This is a genomic window from uncultured Campylobacter sp., assembly GCF_938045775.1.
Lineage (GTDB): Bacteria > Campylobacterota > Campylobacteria > Campylobacterales > Campylobacteraceae > Campylobacter_B.
Genome location: NZ_CALIBH010000019.1, coordinates 1 through 16,452 on the forward strand (window position 1 = coordinate 1; position 16,452 = coordinate 16,452).

Sequence of the window (16,452 nt, forward strand, 5' to 3'; positions counted from 1 at the left end):
TCGTCTCGACGATACCGTAATCGAAGCGAAAGGCGGTTTTAATGAGATCCTCGCCGTAGCCGGTAACGCCGCTGCCCTTGATCTTGATGCGGCCCTCGCAAAGATCGTATAGCTCCTTAAGACGCGGCAGCAGGATATCGACCGGATCGCCTTTATTGGAGGAGTAAAATTTATACAATAGTTCGTAGTTTGCGCCCATCAACACGACCTTGATCGTAGTGCTGCCGCAATCCACGCCCAAATACGCGTCTCCGCTGTAGGTGTGGATATCCACCTTAGGCACGCTCGCGCGGGCGTGGCGAGCGGTGAACTCGTCAAATTCCGCTCTGTCTTTGAAAAGCGGCGGCTCGGCTTCCAGCGCGGTTCTGTCGGGCTCCTTTTTTAAAAGCGTGATCGTCTCCTCTAGATTTAACATCTCGCCCATATCTTTTGCGTACAGCGCACTGCCGTAAGCCACAAAGTAAGGCGCGATATCGGGAAAGGTCGCGGTTTCGTCGGTGAGCTTTAGCACCTCTTTAAAGCGTTTCTGAAGGCCTTTTAGGAAAAACAACGGACCGCCCAAGAATAGGATATTGCCCTTGACCTCGCGACCCTGCGCAAGCCCTGAGATCGTCTGCTCGACGACCGCGGCGTAGATACTAGCGCAAATATCCTCTTTTCTAACGCCTTGATTTAGTAGCGGCTGAATGTCGCTTTTAGCAAATACGCCACAACGTGAGGCGATCGGGTAAATTTTATTAGCCGCAAAGCTTAGGCGGTCGAGCTCCGTGATATCCAGATGCAAAAGGTTGGTCATCTGATCGATAAATGCGCCGGTGCCGCCCGCGCATGAGCCGTTCATACGCTCTTCAAGTCCGCCCGTGAGAAATAAAATTTTAGCATCCTCACCGCCGAGCTCGATTACGACGTCGGTCTTTGGAAACATCCGCTTGACGCCGAGCGAGGTAGCGAAAACCTCTTGGACGAACGGAATTTTGCAATTTTTGGCGATACCCATGCCTGCCGAACCCGCTATGGCGACGCTGAATTGCTCGCCTGCATAGGTTTTTTGGATTTGCAAAATTTTATCCAGCACCAGCTCTTTGGGCTTTGCTAAATGCCGCTCGTAGCTCTTGCTTAAAATTTCATATTTTTCGTTTAAAACTACCGTTTTAACAGTGGTTGATCCTACGTCAATGCCTAAAAAAATCACATCTCGCTCTTTACTGAATAAATTTTACTCGGCCAAATTCTCGAATTTAGCGCGAGTTTTCTAAATTAAAATTTGCATTTTATAGTAATATTTTTAAACGCAAATAAAATCAGGATATATTTTATCTTTGTTCTATCAGAAAAGACGATTTTTAGGCGATTTAAAATTAAAAATTTTAATGGAAAAGTTGTAAAATTTTAGATTTAATGCGAGTAGATTTTGCGCGAAATTTTTTAAAACCTCGCGCATTATAAAAGGGGCGCTTTTTGAATTAGGAAGCGTAAATTTAAAGGATTATTTTCGAAGCTCTTTGATTTTAGCCGCTTTACCGCGTCTGTCGCGTAGGTAAAATAGCTTCGCGCGGCGAACGCGCCCTTTTCTTAGAACCTCGATACTTTCGATGCTTTCGCTGTAGATCGGGAAAATTCTCTCTACGCCGACGCTATTTGCGCCGATCTTGCGGATGATAAAGGTCTCGCTTACGCCGTTTCCGCGACGCGCAATGCAGGTGCCTTCAAAATTTTGAATTCTGCTCTTATCGCCCTCTTTAATCCTGATGGCTACCTTTAAGGTGTCGCCGGCACGGAAATCAGGCACACTTTTGCTTGTGATCTGAGCGTCCTCAAACGCTTGGATATATTTGTTTTTCATAAATTTCCTTTATTTCTGGCGATCTTTCGGTACATATCCGGGCGGAAGAACCTCGTTTTGCATAGCGCCATTTGATTTTTTAAGCTGCGCATTTTAGCGTGATTACCCTTTAAAAACTCTGAAACTATAGGTAAATTTTCAAAAACATCAGGCTTTGCGAACGCGGGCGCCTCTAAAATTCCGCCTTCAAAGCTTTCTTCGACAAGGGAGCTTTCGTTACCCAGAACACCCTTTATGTTGCGGCTTATAGCATCACACATACAAAGCGCACCGAGCTCACCGCCGGTAAGGATAAAATCGCCGATGCAAAAAATTTCATCTACATATCTTTCGACTATGCGCTCATCAATCCCCTCATAGCGCCCGCAGATAAAGCATAGGCTCTCTTCACTGCTTAGGCGCTTGGCGTCGTTTTGATTAAATTTTTTACCGGCGGGCGAGAGGTAGATAAACTTGGCATTTTTAAATTTAACTCTTACGTGTTCGATCGCCCCGGCAAGCGGCTCCGTGCCGATCAAAAGCCCCGCACCGCCGCCGATCATATAATCATCTACCTTTTTATACCGATTTGCCGTGAAATTTCTCGGGTTAAAAAAATGCGTCGAGATTATTTTCTTATCGACCGCGCGCTTTAAAATAGAGTCCTCAAAATACGGCGCGATGAGATTTTCAAACAGCGAAACGAAGATAAAATTCATGAGTTTTCCAAAATCGCGCGCGCATTTTGTGTAAAAATTTTACGCTCGCTAAGCGAAATTTCTTTCACATAGGCGTCCACGTATGGGATAAAAAATTCTTTCGGCAAAGCCTGTGAGATTAAGCTTTCATCCGTTTCTACCTCAAAAAGATAGCCGCTTCCGATCTGCGATATGTCCTTTACGCGCCCTAAAATCGCGCCGTCTTCGTAAATTTCAAGCCCGATAATATCGAAATAGAAAAACTCGCCCTTTTGCAATTTGCAAAATTTCCGCGTGTCCTCTTTGCTTCGGTAAAGGATTTGGTTAGTTAAATTTGCCGCCGTTTCTACGCTTTCGTAATTTTTAAAAATAGCGCTAGAATTTGCGCCACTAAAGGATAGAATTTCTAAAATTTCGCCGTTTCGCAGATGAAATTTGGCGCCTTTTTTAAACTGAGAGGGGAAGTCGCTGCGATCAAAAATTTTAACCGCGCCCTTTAAGCCGATAGTCCGACCGAGCTTTGCGACCTCCAAAAGATCATCAGGCATCTTTGGCTTTGACGGTAATTTTATAATTGATCGGATCTTTTGCTTTATAGCCGATGATGACGGTCTTTATGGCGTTTATCATTTTGCCGTCCTTGCCGATGAGTTTGCCTGTATCGGCCTTGTCGGCATAGACGATGATCTCGGTAAAGTTTTCACCAACCCGCTTTTGCGAAGAAACGGACTGCGGATAGTCGGCGATCAACTTTGCGTATTCTTTTATAAAATTTTCTACCATTTTATTTGCTTGTGATTTGAGCGACCCTATCGCTTAACTTCGCGCCTACGCTCTTCCAGTATGCCAAACGCTCCGCGTCGAATTTGATATTATCGCCATCTTTTAGCGGATTGTAAAAGCCGATCGTCTCGATGAAGCCGCCGTCGCGTCTTTTCCTACTATCCGTTACCACGATGCGATAAAAAGGCTGCTTCTTTCTTCCGATTCTTGTAAGCCTAACAACTGTTGCCATTTTTTCTCCTTAAATTTTTGTAAGTTTTAGAACTTGCAGATGGCTAAAACTTAAACATCTGCAAACTCTACCGAGAAATTATCTCGGTAAATTTTGCCTTTGAGCGATTGAGGCAAGCCCCTGCATGCCGCCCTTGCCCGAAAATTTCTTCGCAAGCTTCGAAGCGCCCGCGAACTGCTTTAAGAAGCGGTTCACCTCCACCTGCGAAAGCCCCGCGCCGGCAGCAAGTCTGCGCTTACGCGAATTATTAAGCAGATCCGGATTTTCGCGCTCTTTCGGCGTCATAGAGCTGATCATCGCTTTGATATGAAGTATCTCTTTGGAGTTTTCCAAATCGATATCTTTTATCTTATTTGCCATGCCGGAAAGCCCCGGGATCATGCCGATCAAATTTTTCATATTGCCGAGCTTTTTCACGCTTTCGAGCTGATTTACGAAATCGTTGAAATTAAACTCGCCCTTTTTGATCTTTTTGTTCAAAGCTTTGGCTTCTCTTTCGTCGAAGACGGCGCTTGTTTTCTCGGCTAACGTCGCCAAATCACCCTCACCCATAATGCGACCGGTGATTCTATCAGGTATAAAGCCCTCCAGATCGGCAACCTTCTCGCCAGTTCCGATAAAGCGAAGCGGGATGCCCAGCTGCTGCGCGATACCAAGAGCTACGCCACCTTTGGTATCGGCGTCAAATTTGCTTAAGATCACGCCCGTAAGGCCTAAAATTTCATCAAATTTAGCGGCCGTTTTAATGCCGTCTTGACCGCTCATAGCGTCCGCTACGTAAAAAATTTCATGCGGATTTAGGGCTTTTTTCATCTCCGCAAGCTGTTCCATAAGCGCCTCGTCTATCGCAAGACGTCCCGCCGTATCTACGAGCAGTACGTCATAAAGCCCGCTTTTAGCCTTGCTTAGCGCTTTTTCGGCAACCTTTAGCGGATCGCTCTCGCCCTCGATGAAAAACAGCTCGATCTCATTCGCTTCGCACAGCTGACGGAGCTGCTCGACCGCGGCTAGGCGCTGCAAGTCGCACGCTGCGACCAAGACCTTTTTTTTACGAAGTTTCAGATAGTTTGCAAGTTTTATCGTGCTTGTAGATTTTCCGCTTCCTTGAAGTCCCGTCATCAAAGCTACCGTAGGAGGCGTACTAGCGAATACAAATCCCTGGCTGCTGCCTCTAGACGCCGTTAAAATTTTAGTCAAATTTGTCTTGATGGACTGCAAAAACGGCTTCTGTCCTATCGTACCGATACGAAGATCAGCTTCGACAAGCGCCAAAAAATCCTTTACGACCTTGTGGTGCACGTCGGCCTTTAAAAGCGCCTTTTTTAGCGTCTCCAAGGCGTTTTTTAAAGCTTTTTCGTCATCGATTGTTTTTAATTTATTGACCGCGTTTTTAAACGACTCGCTTATAATCTCAAACACTTTGATCCCTTATAAAATTTTTAAACTTGCGATGTTACCTAAAATTAACTTAAAAGCCATTGAATATCAGAGATCCTTAGGAATTTCAAAGCCGAATTCGTTGAAGCTTGTACCTAGCGGAGCTTTAAATTTTAGCCCTAAAATTTCAGTCTCGTACGAGTGCAGAAACATCCGCTTCGCGCGGCTTTTAGCGTATTTTTCATCGCCTATTACGCCGAATCCCGCATTTGCCAGATGCACGCGGATCTGATGCGTCCTGCCCGTCTCGATCCGCACCTTTACGAGCGATTTTTTGCCGCTTATCATCAGCGGATAAACCTCGCTAAATGCGCTCTTACCGTTTGGCGAAATTTTAGAAAAGGCGCCGCTTCTGGTCTTTATCGTCAAAATGGGCTCGTCAAATTTCATCTCTTCGCTCACGATCCCTTTTACGATCGCGATGTAGCTTTTTTTCACGCGTAAATTTTTAAACTCCGCAATCGCCGCTTCGCGAAATTCTTCGTTCTTATACAGCAGCACGACGCCGCTGGTTTCCTTATCCAGGCGGTTTAGAAGCCCGAATTTATAGATTTTTTCCAAATTTTCGCTACTCATAAAGGGCGGCTTATTGACCGCCAAAACGTTCTCATCCTCGTAAATGATCGCGGGTTTTGCGGGCTTCATCACGCTAAATTTAGTATTTTCGCCGAGCATCTCGCGCGCTAGAGCGATCTTTGCGCCGCGCGCGCTCACAAGCCCCGCGTCGATGAGGGCTTTAGCTTCATTGTGCGAGATATTTTCCTGCGCCGCCAGCAGCTTATAGGCTTTTTCTTGCATTAAATTCTTTCCTTGATTAAATTTTCTATCTCTTGCAGATCGCAAATTTTATCTATCCGCGTGCCCTTTAGCGGCTCTTTTAAAGCGCTTGAAATTTCGTTCGCCTCGCACAGAGCGATGTTTTGTACGAGCGCGTACAGCGCCTTTTGATTATGAAAAAATCGCCCGCTGATGATCGGCACGCCGAAGCCCGCCGCCTCGATCGGGCTATGTCCGCCGATATTGCGCAAAAAACTGCCGCCTAAGATTACAACGTTTGAAATTTTATAAAAGTTTGCCAGCTCACCGAAGGCATCAAGCAAGATAAAATCGCTCCGAAGCCCCGCGCCGTCGCTAAATCGCTCAAAGCTAAGCCCATGCTCGCGCGCCCAAATCTCACAAATTTCATGTACCTTTTCGAAGCGCTCAGGATGCCTCGGCGCCAGGATGATTTTTAGCTTTTGCGGCGTAGTTATTGAAGCTGCCGCGTTCCGTGCGGTAGAATTTAAAGACGCGCCGTTTAAAGGCGCCGTATTCGGCACGGCGAACGAAACGTCGCTTGAAATCGCCGCATCCAAAGAAGCTGCGTTTAAATTTACCGGCTCGGTCGAGCCCTGCTCGTCGCGAAGCTCGGCCGCAGGCAAGCTCCTATCGCCGCGGGCACTCGCTGCGATAGGGTCCTTTTCGGGCACATTTTGCGAACTGCGAAATTTTATAAAATCGTTTAAATTCGATAAAACAAGCTCCTCTTCGCCCTCGTGAGTGTTTGAGATCGTAAGCACGAAGCTATTTGCGGACGCGGCGGAATAGTCCTTCGTCGCAACGGCGATATTCGCGCTTTTCACGTTGCCCGCGACCTTTATATTTTTTGCGCCGAGCTCCCGCAGCCGCGCCGCATCAAGCTCGCTTTGCGCAAGCACCAGATCGATATTTTCAAACGCTTTTCGATAATAAAACTTAAAGCGCAGATAACTCGCGTACGAGCGGTCGCTTATGCGCGCATTTAGCAGGATCACGTAGCTTCCGCGCGCCTTGGCGGTGCGGATCAAATTTAGCCACAGCTCCGCTTCAAAGATCACCAGCACGCGGCTGCCCGCAAGCCAAAACGGAAGCCAATTTTCAAACGGCAGATAGCGAGAGTTCGGCGTGAGCGCGCGCGCCGCACCGAAGCCCGTCTGCGTGGTCGTGCTAAGCGCGACGCTCTCAAATTTAGAAATTAGCGGCGCAAGAGCGTTTACCTCGCCCAGGCTGCAAGCGTGAAAATGCACCGCAGCGGGGCTAAATTTAGGGTTTTTGTATAGAAAAAATCGCGCTTTCAGGCTCGTGCGGTATTTTTTTTTAAAGCTTAGGATAAAAATAAAAGGCGCAGCTGCAAGCCACGCCAAAAACGCCAAGGCGGTGTAGATCACTCGGCTTCTTTATATAAAATTCTGCCGCAATACGGGCAGGTTACGATGTCGTCGCTTTTAATGACTGCGGAATAGGTCTTGTCGCTTATGCGCATAAAGCAGCCGTAGCAGGCCTGTTTGCGCACCGGCGAGACCGCCGTATTGCCCGCCCACTTGCGGATTTTTTCGTAGAATGAGACGGTTTTGGGGTTCATCGCCTGCATTAATTTATCGCGCTTAGCGTAGATCGCGCCGCGAGCAACCTCGACCTCGCCCATTTCGGCACTTACCTGCTCTTGCAAGCTTTTTAGCTCGGCTTCAAACGCCTCTTGCTTTTCGCTCTGCTCTTTTACGAGCGCTTCCTTTGCGGCTACGATCTTTTCTAGCCTTTCGATCTCCTCGTTTGTGGCTTCGAGCTGCTCTTTTGCGATATCCTCTTCGACGCTAAGGGCCTTGATCTCCTTTTCGGTTTTTGCCGCGCCGCTTTTTTTGCCCGTGCTTTTTAGCTTGGACGAAAAGGCGCTAAGCTGCGCGTTTGCTTGTAAAATTTGAGATTTTAGCTCGGCGATCTCCGCATTTAGAGTTTCGATCTGTTCTTTTGCGCCGTTTATTTCAGTGCTTTTTTTACTCAGCTTCTCCTGTGCGGCCTCGATTTTAGGCTTAAACCCGTCCAGCTGCTTATCGAATTCGCAAAGCTCTACCAATTGGCTTAAATATTTGTTCATCTTTTTCCTTTAATAATACGTAAATGGATTTTTTTGCTCGCTTATTATAACTTCAATTTCGCTTTTTTGCAAGAAAGGTGCGAGCGCGCGCCCAAAATAGCGCTCACTTTCAAAATGATTTATGTCGATCAAACTCACGCCGTTTTCTAAATTTTGAAGCGCCGCGTGATATTTTATGTCGCCCGTGATGAAACAATCCACGCCCAAGCTTTGATTTAGTTCGCTTCCGCTACCGGTACAAAGCGCGATATTTCGGATGAAATTTTTCGTCTTTACGGCGCGCAGATGCTCGATGCCAAGCTTGCGCTTTATCTGTGCGCACAGCTGCTCAAAGCTCAAATCCGTGCGCATAAAAACTAAAAATTCCCGCTCATCCGTAATTTCAAATTTTAAAATTTCGCGCGCTACGAATCCGTTTAAAACGTGCTTGTCAAAATTCGTATGCATCGCGATGAGAGAGATGTTTTTGCGGATCATCTCATAGATCAAATTTGCAGGATATAGCCGCGGATCAAGCGATTTTAGCGGGCTGAAAATCAGCGGGTGGTGCACCACGAAAAGCGAGCCCGCCTCAGCCTCGCGCACCAGCTCGCTAGTAACGTCGAGGCTTAGATAGATTTTTGAAATTTCATCATCCAAGTTTCCAAGCAAAAGCCTGCTATTATCCCACGCCTCCGCGTCGCAAAAGGGTGCGACGGCATTTAAAATTTCATAAATTTCACCCGTTTTCATAAATCCTACTCTGCGCTTTTATCTGTTTTATTTGCGGAATTTTGCTTGCCGCAAGCGTTTTTTAAATTTACGCCTGCGGAGGAAGCGGGCGCCGCGCAGCCGTCTTTGCCGCTTTTTTTGTCGCCGCACGCCGTGCCGCAAAGCTCGGCGACATATTTTTGCGGATCTGCGTAGCAAAGCGCGCAGTTTTTGGCAAGATCGCGGATCTTTAAAATATAATCCTGCCTCTGCGTGACCGAGATCGCTCCGCGCGCGTCAAGGACGTTGAACGTGTGCGCCGCGAGCATGCAGTAGTCATACGCAGGAAGCGCCAGACCGTACTTTAGGATACTTTTGCACTCGCCGAAGCAGTTTTCAAACTGATTAAAAAGCATCGCGGTATCCGCAAGCTCGAAGTTGTATTTGCTGAACTCAAACTCGCCCCTTTTATGCACGTCGCCGTAGCTCACGAGCCCCGCCTTGTCGTCCCAGACAATGTCGTAAACGTCGTCTTTGTTTTGCAGATACATCGCCAAGCGCTCAAGCCCGTAGGTGATCTCGCCGCTTATGAGCTCGCACGTGATGCCGCCTACCTGCTGAAAATATGTAAACTGCGTCACCTCCATGCCGTCCAGCCAAACCTCCCAGCCAAGCCCCCAGGCCCCTAGCGTCGGGCTCTCCCAGTTGTCTTCTACGAAGCGGATATCGTGGCTTTTAAGATCTAGCCCCAGCTTTTCCAGGCTTTTTAGATAGAGCTCTTGGATGTTGTCCGGACTCGGTTTTAAGATCACCTGAAACTGATAATACGCGCCCAAGCGGTTTGGGTTTTCGCCGTAGCGCCCGTCTGTGGGGCGACGCGAAGGTGCTACGTATGCCGCGCGCCAAGGTTTGCTTCCTAAGCTGCGCAAAAAGGTAGCCTGATGATAGGTGCCTGCGCCCGCAGGCATATCGTAGGGCTGAACGAGCAAGCAGCCCTGCTCGTGCCAGTAGTTTTGAAGCGTCAAAATAATCTGTGAAAACGTCATTTTTATCCTTTTATCGATATGTAAATTTAAATTTTATCTTCCAAGCGCTTTTCAAAGCCCGTCTCAAAGGCTCTTTGCAGCTTCGAACTTTCAAAAAATTTCCAAATTCCGGTCCAGTATTCGCCAGCTCTCGTAGGCTCGCTAGCAAAATCAAAAACCGCGTAATCGCCCGCTTCGATACGTAATTTATCGCAGGTTTCATCGCGCTAATTTTTGCGGCACTGATTTATGGATTTGCAAGCTTCGTCGTAGCTTTCTTTATGGTGCTGTTCCTTCGAGCAAGTGCCTATTAGCACGGAGTACTCGCCCTGTGCGCCGTTTTCATAGTCGTAATACGCAGCATAAATTTCGTTTTTCTCGGCGCTGCTTCTGCTAGCGTTAAATTTTAAAAACTCGCCCCACAAATTTGCGATCACTCCTCGCCCGCTCATCTCATCTGCGTTATTCGTGCGAGTCTTTGGCTCACAAATTTCAAAGCTCTCGCGCAATTTTAAAATTTTCAAAGTTTAGCCCTCAAGCAGCACTTCGATCTGCTCAGAGTCCTTTTTCAGAGCCTCCGCTTTTGCGGCGCGATCCGCCTTTAGCTTCGAGCTTAGCACCTCGTCGCTTAGAGCTAAAATTTGCACCGCCAGATACGCCGCGTTTTTCGCTCCCGCCTTGCCGATCGCAAGCGTCGCGACAGGGATGCCCGCAGGCATCTGCACGGTCGAATACAGCGCATCTACGCCGCCAAGCGCACTGCCGCCGAGCGGGACGCCGAGCACCGGCTTGGTCGTATTCGCAGCGACCGCTCCAGCAAGATGCGCCGCCATGCCCGCCGCGCAGATAAAAACCTGCGCACCCTTTTTCTCGGCGTCCGTGACGTATTTAGCCGTGCGGGCGGGGCTTCGGTGCGCAGAGGAGACGATCATCTCGTACGCCGCGCCGAATTCATTTAAAATTTTAGCCGCCTCGTAAACGACTTCGTAATCGCTCTTTGAGCCCATTATTATAGAAACAAATTTCATTCCATCTCCTTTCTTAAAAAGCAAAACTCCGCGAGCTTCGCGGGTAGTTTAATCTCATTTAGATTGCCGCTGTGAATCTCGCTAAATTCCTTACCGCTGCGGCTTTGCAGCCTCTTAAATTTTAAATATGGCTTGCCGCTAAGCTCAAAAATTTCGCCGATTTCATTATCGCAAGCGCAAATTTTAAAACCGCGCGGAGCAAAAATTTCATACGAAACGCCTGGCAAAATTTTATCTTTGACGCTTATAAACTCGCCGTCTTGCGAGATAGCGCAGACCTGATGCGTGCCAAGCTCGATGCTGCGGTCTAAATTTTGCGTATCCTCGCGCTCGTACGGGCGCTTTATCAAATATCCGTCGCTAAAGCCGCGGTTTTTAAGCGTCGCAATCTCGCGCTCGTAAACACCGGCCTCAAATTTATCGCTCGCGGCATCGTCGATCGCCGCGCGATAAGCATTCGTGGCGCATGCGACATAGTATTCGCTCTTAGTGCGCCCTTCGATTTTGAAGCTGTCGATCGCGCCCGTTTGCATGATCTTTTGCACGTGCGAAATGAGGCTAAGATCCTTCGCGTTCATCACGAAAGTGCCCTCCCCTTCACGCTCTTGCAAGCGAAAAAGCGCGCTGGTTTCGGGATTTTTCGCGTAAAGCTCGTAGTTAAATCTGCAGTCGTTCGCACAGCTTCCGCGGTTGCTGAAGCGCCCACTTTGCACCGCGCTAACAAGACAGCGCCCGCTGTATGCGAAACACATCGAGCCGTGCACGAAAATTTCAATCTGCAGATTTGGAATTTTATCCTTGATCTCTACGGCGTCTTTGAGCGTCATCTCCCGCGCCGCGACGATGCGAACGGCGCCGAGCTCCGCCCAAACCTGCGCGTCGAGATAATTTAGCACGTTAGCTTGGGTAGAGACGTGAATCGGGATTTCGGGCGCTACGGCTCGCGCAAGGCTCGCAACGCCTAAAGTGGCAATTAAAATTCCATCCACGCGCAGATCGCGAAGAAATTCCAAATGCCTTTCGATATTTCCTAGCTGGCCGTTGGTCGCAAAGCCGTTTACGGTCGCATAAAGCTTCTTGCCGCGCTCGTGCGCGTATGCGACGCCCTGCGCGAAGCTTTCCTTGCTAAATTCCTTTGCGCTTCGCTGGCGCAGCGAAAATGAGCCCGTGCTTGCATACACGGCGTCCGCGCCGTAAGCCAGGGCGATTTTTAGTTTCGTTAAATTCCCAGCAGGAGCTAAGAGTTCGGGTTTTTTCAAATATATTCCTAGTGATTTTTTAAGCGCGATTTTACTACAATTTAGCCAAAATTTTATTTAAGGAGCAGTTGATGCGAGCCGATCTACACAACCACACCTATCTTTGCAACCACGCTAGCGGCGAGCCGCGACAGTATTTGGAAGCGGCAATCGCACGAGGCATAGAAATTTTCGGCTTTGCGGATCACGCGCCGATGAACTTCGATCAAAAATACCGAATGAGTTTCGAGCAGATGGAGCTTTACGAGCGGATGATTAGGGATCTGCGAGATGAGTTTAGCGGGCGAATCGACGTGCGGCTCGGATATGAGGTAGATTTTATGACGAAACGGGAGTTGATGGATGAGCGGATTTTCGCGCGCGAGGTTGATTATCTCATCGGTTCGGTGCATTTTTTAAACAACTGGGGCTTTGATAACGAGGAATTTTTAGATCAGTGGAGCGGGCGCGAAATAGACGACGTTTATCGCGAATACTTTGCGCTGATCTGCGCGCTGTGCAAAAGCGGCAAATTCGACATTTTAGGGCATATGGATCTGATTAAAATTTTTAAATTTACTCCGAAAAAAGATATCAGAGTTTTAGCAGGCGGCGCGATAAACGCGATCAAAAAAAGTGGCATCGTCGTGGAGCTAAACTCCGCCGGGCTTCGCAAGCCCGCGAATGAAATTTATCCAAGCGACGCGCTTTTGGCTATGCTAGCGGATGCGGACGTGCCGATCACGCTTAGCTCGGACGCGCACTCGGTAGCTCAAGTAGCGCTAAACTACGATAAAATTTATGCCAAAGCGCGCGAGTTCGGCTACGAGCGGATCGCGGTTTTCAAAAATCGCGAGCGGCAGTTTGTAAGTCTGGCGTAAATTTTAACGGCAGCCGCTCTCTGTTAAATTTAAAAGGCACGAACGGCGAGAAATTTTAAAATTTCAAAAGCTTCGGCGGCGTGAAAATTTTAGATTTCAAAAGGCACGGCAGCGCAAAATTTTAAAAATCGCGGCGCGCAAAACGGCGCAGATAAAGTCGAATTTCAACTAAATAATGTTAAAATCCATTGTTAAATTTAGCCCAAATACGGGCGGAAAAAAGGAAAAAATATGGGAAAATTTGTTAATGACGTGAAGGAATTTTTTAAATTTTGCGATGAAAACGAGGTCGAGTTCGTGGATTTTAGATTTACCGATCTAAAAGGCACCTGGCACCATGTCGCTTACAACTACAAGCGCCTGCCGAAGGACTTCGCCGACGGAATTCCATTTGACGCAAGCTCGGTAGCGGCATGGCAGCCAATCGATAAATCCGATATGATGCTAAAGCCCGACGTAGCAACGGCGTTTTTAGACCCGTTCACCGCGGACGTTACGATCATCGTCATCTGCGACGTTTACGACATCTACAAAAACGAGCTTTACGAAAAATGTCCGCGCTCGATCGCTAAAAAAGCCGAGCAGTTTCTGCAAACCACGGGCCTTGGAGACACCTGCTATTTCGGGCCGGAGAATGAGTTTTTCGTTTTCGACGACGTAAAGATCATCGACGATATGAACTGCGCGATGTTTAAGGTAGATACCGAAGAGGGGCATTGGAACAGCGGCAAAAACTACAAAGACGGCTTTAATAGCGGCCATCGCCCGGGCGTAAAGGGCGGCTACTTCCCCGTCCAGCCCGTCGATTCGATGGTCGATCTGCGCGCTGAGATGCTAAAGGTGCTTGAGCAGATCGGGCTTGAGACTTTCATCTGTCACCACGAGGTCGCGCAAGGACAGGGCGAGATCGGCGTCAAATACGGCACTCTCGTCGAGGCCGCCGACAACGTGCAAAAATACAAATACGTCGTAAAGATGGTCGCGCACCTAAACGGCAAGACCGCGACCTTTATGCCAAAGCCGCTCTACGGCGATAACGGCAGCGGAATGCACGTGCATCAATCGATCTGGAAAAAGGGCAAAAACACCTTTTACAAAAAGGGCAACTACGCAAATTTAAGCGACGCGGCGAGGTGGTATATCGGCGGCGTGCTAAAACATGCGCGCAGCGTGGCCGCATTTACCAACCCGAGCACGAATAGCTACAAGCGCCTGATCCCGGGCTTTGAGGCGCCGTCCATTCTAACTTATTCGAGCCAAAACCGCTCGGCTTCGATCCGCATCCCTTACGGCAGCGGCGAGAACTCGGTGCGCGCGGAGATGCGCTTTCCAGATAGCACCGCGTGCCCGTATTTGGCATTTGCGGCGATGCTGATGGCTGGCATCGACGGTATCAAAAACAAAACCGAGCCGGTAGGGCCGATGGATGAGAATTTATTCAAGCTGCACCTGGATGAGATCCGCGAGCGCGGTATCGAGCAGCTTCCGCACACGCTTCGCGGCAGCCTAGAGGCGGTGATCCGCGATAATGAGTATCTGCGCCCGATAATGAGCGAACTTTTTATCGAAACCTATCAGCATTTTAAATTTGAAACTCAGGTTTGGCCTTACGAGGCGCGCCCTACGCCGTTTGAGTTTGCGACGAATTATTCGTGCTAAGACGGGCTTATCTTATGCCGCAATGCCGAAAAATTTGACTGGGCAGTGCGGCATAAGGCCTTGGAATTTTAAAATTTCGCCGCACAAAAGTTTTTAAAATTCTACCGCATGCGCGAACTTAAATGCCGTCCGTGAAGCTTCAACTCTTTTACCGCAAACGTGAAATTTTATACTTTCTGCTCATTTTGCTTGGAATTTTATCGCTAAATTTAGGTCTAAAATTTTATGAATTCAAAGAATTCCGCGCGAAAAACTATGCCTTTTACGACGCGCAAATTTTAAACGCCTACGCCAAAACCAACGAGCGCGGCCGCACCTACACGGTATTAAAGCTCAAAACGGCGGATTTCACCCTCTACACGACTGCCGGGCTCGGGCGGGAATTTCACCGCTTCGCGCGCGTAAATATCGGTATCGTGACCAAAAACGTAAAATTTTTAGATTTTTTAAAGCAGCGCTTTTACGCGCCAAATTTTAAAATTTCAGCTGAGACCGCGCCCTCTGGAGCAAAATGGCGCGCCATAAGCTTCGTTCGCGCCCAGCACGAAGATGAGATGACGGCGGATCTTTACTCCGCGCTGTATTTTGCGACCGAAATTTCAAAACCGCTGCGCGCTAGCGTGACGAACTGGGGCATAGCGCACATCATCTCGATCAGCGGCTTTCATCTGGGCATTATCTTTAGCACGGTCTTTCTGCTTGCAATGCCGATATATCGCTATTTTCAGGATCGCTACTTTCCGTACCGCAGCGCCAAGCGCGATCTTAGCGTCTTTGTGATCGTGCTAATGAGCGGGTATCTCTTCGTGCTTGATTTTACGCCGAGCTTTTTGCGCTCGCTTGCGATGTGCTGCGTGGGGTTTTACCTCGCGATGCGAAATTTCTACGTACTTAAATTTACGAACCTTTTTCTCACTATCGCGCTTCTGCTTGCGTTTTTCCCGCACCTGGCCTTTTCGATCGGATTTTATTTCTCCTGCCTCGGCGTACTGTATATCTTCCTCTACCTGCACCACTTCGCGCCTAAATTTAAGCTCTGGCAGAACGTCATACTTTTTAACCTCTACGTTTGGCTCAGTATGAACGTAGCGGTCTATTATTTCTTCCCGACCGCCTCGCTGCAGCAGCTTAGCGTCATGCCGCTAGGATACGCATTCGTGATCTTTTATCCGCTAAGTATATTTTTGCATCTATTAGGTCTTGGCGGCGCGCTCGATACGCCGCTGCTTGCGTTTTTAAATTTTACTTTGCCGAGCTTTCAAGCGCAAATTCCGCCGCTTCTTTTCGCGCTTGCAAACATCTGCGCGCTTGCTGCGATCAAGCTTCGATATGCAGCAGTTGCGTGCGCGATAATCGGAATTTCGCCGATATTTTTTATAACGTAACGCTTGAAAATTCCAGCGGGAATTTTATCCGTTGGAATTTTATGCTAAAATCGCGCTTCAAATCTCACAAAGGATCAAAATGTTTATTGCAAACCTCACCTACGTCAAGGACGCAAGCGAAGCGGACCGCTTTATCAACGAGCACAACACGTTTTTAGATAAATTCTTCGCGGCGGATAAATTTATCTGCTCGGGACGCAAAGTCCCTCGCACCGGCGGCATCATCTTAATCAACGCCAAAGACCGCGCGGAACTTGATGAGATCATCGCGCAAGATCCGTTCTTTCAAAACGGCGTTGCAAAATACGAGATCATAGAATTTGCGCCGACGAAATTTGCGCCCGAGTTTTGGAGGCTTTTTAGCGAATAATAAGGATCGATTTGACACGCTTTATCATAGATGACGAAAATATCGACGTCGATAATATCTTTGACGTCGTAAATCTCAAAGAGGGCGACGAGCTAAATATCGTCTCCAACACCGCCAAAAAGATCGGCGCCTTAACCCTTGCGCGCCTATCGAAGATGGGCGTTAGCATAGGCGAGGTCTTTACGATCGGCAAGCAAAGAAAGGATTTCGCCGATAAGATCATCGTGTTTTTGATGGGCAAGCTCTGCGGAGCTGAGGGCAAGATCGGCATCGTCAGCAACGATAAATTTTACGACGACGTGATAGAATTTTTT

At 48.2% G+C, this 16,452-nt stretch carries 18 protein-coding genes and 2 pseudogenes; 5 read left to right on the forward strand and 15 right to left on the reverse strand.

Annotation, left to right across the window (positions count from 1 at the left end; translation table 11 throughout):
- From Q0238_RS00455 to Q0238_RS00525, 15 genes and pseudogenes are all read right to left on the reverse strand, one after another.
- A partial coding sequence (locus Q0238_RS00455; protein ID WP_297941797.1) for a BadF/BadG/BcrA/BcrD ATPase family protein occupies positions 1-1,192 on the reverse strand: 1,192 nt, incomplete at its 3' end.
- A 294-nt stretch (positions 1,193-1,486) separates the two neighbouring features.
- The gene (gene rplS, locus Q0238_RS00460; protein ID WP_005873155.1) at positions 1,487-1,843 is read right to left on the reverse strand and encodes a 50S ribosomal protein L19; all 357 of its coding nucleotides are present in this window, start codon (positions 1,841-1,843) and stop codon (positions 1,487-1,489) included.
- On the reverse strand, positions 1,840-2,541 hold the full coding sequence (trmD, locus tag Q0238_RS00465; RefSeq protein WP_297941800.1) for a tRNA (guanosine(37)-N1)-methyltransferase TrmD: 702 nt from the start codon (positions 2,539-2,541) through the stop codon (positions 1,840-1,842). Before trmD ends, rplS begins: the two co-directional genes overlap by 4 nt.
- Positions 2,538-3,068 (reverse strand): ribosome maturation factor RimM, encoded by a 531-nt coding sequence (rimM, locus tag Q0238_RS00470; RefSeq protein ID WP_297941802.1) that lies wholly within the window; start codon positions 3,066-3,068, stop codon positions 2,538-2,540. Before rimM ends, trmD begins: the two co-directional genes overlap by 4 nt.
- Positions 3,061-3,303, reverse strand: coding sequence for a KH domain-containing protein (locus Q0238_RS00475; protein ID WP_297941805.1), 243 nt, complete (start codon positions 3,301-3,303; stop codon positions 3,061-3,063). Before Q0238_RS00475 ends, rimM begins: the two co-directional genes overlap by 8 nt.
- Before the next feature lies 1 nt (position 3,304).
- Positions 3,305-3,535, reverse strand: a complete 231-nt coding sequence (gene rpsP, locus Q0238_RS00480) for a 30S ribosomal protein S16 (RefSeq protein WP_297896705.1) — start codon at positions 3,533-3,535, stop codon at positions 3,305-3,307.
- A 78-nt stretch (positions 3,536-3,613) separates the two neighbouring features.
- Positions 3,614-4,954 carry a signal recognition particle protein gene (gene ffh / locus Q0238_RS00485; protein ID WP_297941807.1) on the reverse strand — a complete coding sequence of 447 codons (1,341 nt, stop codon included), beginning with the start codon at positions 4,952-4,954 and terminating at the stop codon, positions 3,614-3,616.
- A 66-nt stretch (positions 4,955-5,020) separates the two neighbouring features.
- Complete coding sequence (locus Q0238_RS00490; RefSeq protein WP_291939693.1) at positions 5,021-5,770, reverse strand: RluA family pseudouridine synthase; 750 nt, start codon at positions 5,768-5,770, stop codon at positions 5,021-5,023.
- A complete protein-coding gene (locus Q0238_RS00495) occupies positions 5,770-7,158 on the reverse strand; it encodes a glycosyltransferase N-terminal domain-containing protein (protein ID WP_297941809.1) in 1,389 nt (462 codons plus the stop codon). Before Q0238_RS00495 ends, Q0238_RS00490 begins: the two co-directional genes overlap by 1 nt.
- The gene (locus tag Q0238_RS00500; RefSeq protein WP_177388624.1) at positions 7,155-7,862 is read right to left on the reverse strand and encodes a zinc ribbon domain-containing protein; all 708 of its coding nucleotides are present in this window, start codon (positions 7,860-7,862) and stop codon (positions 7,155-7,157) included. The genes Q0238_RS00495 and Q0238_RS00500 overlap by 4 nt, the downstream gene beginning before the upstream one ends.
- A 9-nt stretch (positions 7,863-7,871) precedes the next feature.
- Positions 7,872-8,594 carry a Nif3-like dinuclear metal center hexameric protein gene (locus Q0238_RS00505; protein ID WP_297941812.1) on the reverse strand — a complete coding sequence of 241 codons (723 nt, stop codon included), beginning with the start codon at positions 8,592-8,594 and terminating at the stop codon, positions 7,872-7,874.
- Between the two features lie 167 nt (positions 8,595-8,761).
- Positions 8,762-9,598, reverse strand: a pseudogene (gene glyQ / locus Q0238_RS00510) (glycine--tRNA ligase subunit alpha); the annotation flags it as partial.
- A gap of 206 nt (positions 9,599-9,804) precedes the next feature.
- Entirely contained in the window at positions 9,805-10,101 is a 297-nt protein-coding gene (locus Q0238_RS00515) for a hypothetical protein (protein WP_297941814.1), read from the reverse strand.
- 3 nt (positions 10,102-10,104) lie between these two features.
- On the reverse strand, positions 10,105-10,605 hold the full coding sequence (purE, locus tag Q0238_RS00520) for a 5-(carboxyamino)imidazole ribonucleotide mutase (RefSeq protein ID WP_297941816.1): 501 nt from the start codon (positions 10,603-10,605) through the stop codon (positions 10,105-10,107).
- Positions 10,602-11,864: a peptidase U32 family protein gene (locus tag Q0238_RS00525; RefSeq protein WP_297941819.1), complete on the reverse strand. Its 1,263-nt coding sequence runs from the start codon at positions 11,862-11,864 to the stop codon at positions 10,602-10,604. The genes purE and Q0238_RS00525 overlap by 4 nt, the downstream gene beginning before the upstream one ends.
- Positions 11,865-11,935: 71 nt before the next feature.
- Here Q0238_RS00525 and Q0238_RS00530 point away from each other — a divergent pair, with 71 nt between their 5' ends.
- From Q0238_RS00530 to Q0238_RS00550, 5 genes and pseudogenes are all read left to right on the forward strand, one after another.
- Positions 11,936-12,724, forward strand: a complete 789-nt coding sequence (locus Q0238_RS00530) for a histidinol-phosphatase (protein WP_297941821.1) — start codon at positions 11,936-11,938, stop codon at positions 12,722-12,724.
- 231 nt (positions 12,725-12,955) lie between these two features.
- Positions 12,956-14,383, forward strand: a complete 1,428-nt coding sequence (gene glnA / locus Q0238_RS00535; RefSeq protein WP_297941823.1) for a type I glutamate--ammonia ligase — start codon at positions 12,956-12,958, stop codon at positions 14,381-14,383.
- 122 nt (positions 14,384-14,505) lie between these two features.
- On the forward strand, positions 14,506-15,768 hold the full coding sequence (locus Q0238_RS00540) for a ComEC/Rec2 family competence protein (protein ID WP_297941825.1): 1,263 nt from the start codon (positions 14,506-14,508) through the stop codon (positions 15,766-15,768).
- A 79-nt stretch (positions 15,769-15,847) separates the two neighbouring features.
- Complete coding sequence (locus Q0238_RS00545) at positions 15,848-16,138, forward strand: YciI family protein (RefSeq protein WP_297941828.1); 291 nt, start codon at positions 15,848-15,850, stop codon at positions 16,136-16,138.
- A gap of 11 nt (positions 16,139-16,149) precedes the next feature.
- Positions 16,150-16,452: pseudogene (locus tag Q0238_RS00550) on the forward strand (hypothetical protein); the annotation flags it as partial.

What these genes read in the sequence shown, in the direction of transcription:
- rplS (WP_005873155.1), bottom strand. Translation starts at nt 1,843, where the DNA reads ATGAAAAACAAATATATCCAAGCGTTTGAGGACGCTCAGATCACAAGC.
- trmD (WP_297941800.1), bottom strand. Translation starts at nt 2,541, where the DNA reads ATGAATTTTATCTTCGTTTCGCTGTTTGAAAATCTCATCGCGCCGTAT.
- rimM (WP_297941802.1), bottom strand. Translation starts at nt 3,068, where the DNA reads ATGCCTGATGATCTTTTGGAGGTCGCAAAGCTCGGTCGGACTATCGGC.
- Q0238_RS00475 (WP_297941805.1), bottom strand. Translation starts at nt 3,303, where the DNA reads ATGGTAGAAAATTTTATAAAAGAATACGCAAAGTTGATCGCCGACTAT.
- rpsP (WP_297896705.1), bottom strand. Translation starts at nt 3,535, where the DNA reads ATGGCAACAGTTGTTAGGCTTACAAGAATCGGAAGAAAGAAGCAGCCT.
- Q0238_RS00490 (WP_291939693.1), bottom strand. Translation starts at nt 5,770, where the DNA reads ATGCAAGAAAAAGCCTATAAGCTGCTGGCGGCGCAGGAAAATATCTCG.
- Q0238_RS00500 (WP_177388624.1), bottom strand. Translation starts at nt 7,862, where the DNA reads ATGAACAAATATTTAAGCCAATTGGTAGAGCTTTGCGAATTCGATAAG.
- Q0238_RS00505 (WP_297941812.1), bottom strand. Translation starts at nt 8,594, where the DNA reads ATGAAAACGGGTGAAATTTATGAAATTTTAAATGCCGTCGCACCCTTT.
- purE (WP_297941816.1), bottom strand. Translation starts at nt 10,605, where the DNA reads ATGAAATTTGTTTCTATAATAATGGGCTCAAAGAGCGATTACGAAGTC.
- Q0238_RS00530 (WP_297941821.1), top strand. Translation starts at nt 11,936, where the DNA reads ATGCGAGCCGATCTACACAACCACACCTATCTTTGCAACCACGCTAGC.
- glnA (WP_297941823.1), top strand. Translation starts at nt 12,956, where the DNA reads ATGGGAAAATTTGTTAATGACGTGAAGGAATTTTTTAAATTTTGCGAT.
- Q0238_RS00540 (WP_297941825.1), top strand. Translation starts at nt 14,506, where the DNA reads ATGCCGTCCGTGAAGCTTCAACTCTTTTACCGCAAACGTGAAATTTTA.
- Q0238_RS00545 (WP_297941828.1), top strand. Translation starts at nt 15,848, where the DNA reads ATGTTTATTGCAAACCTCACCTACGTCAAGGACGCAAGCGAAGCGGAC.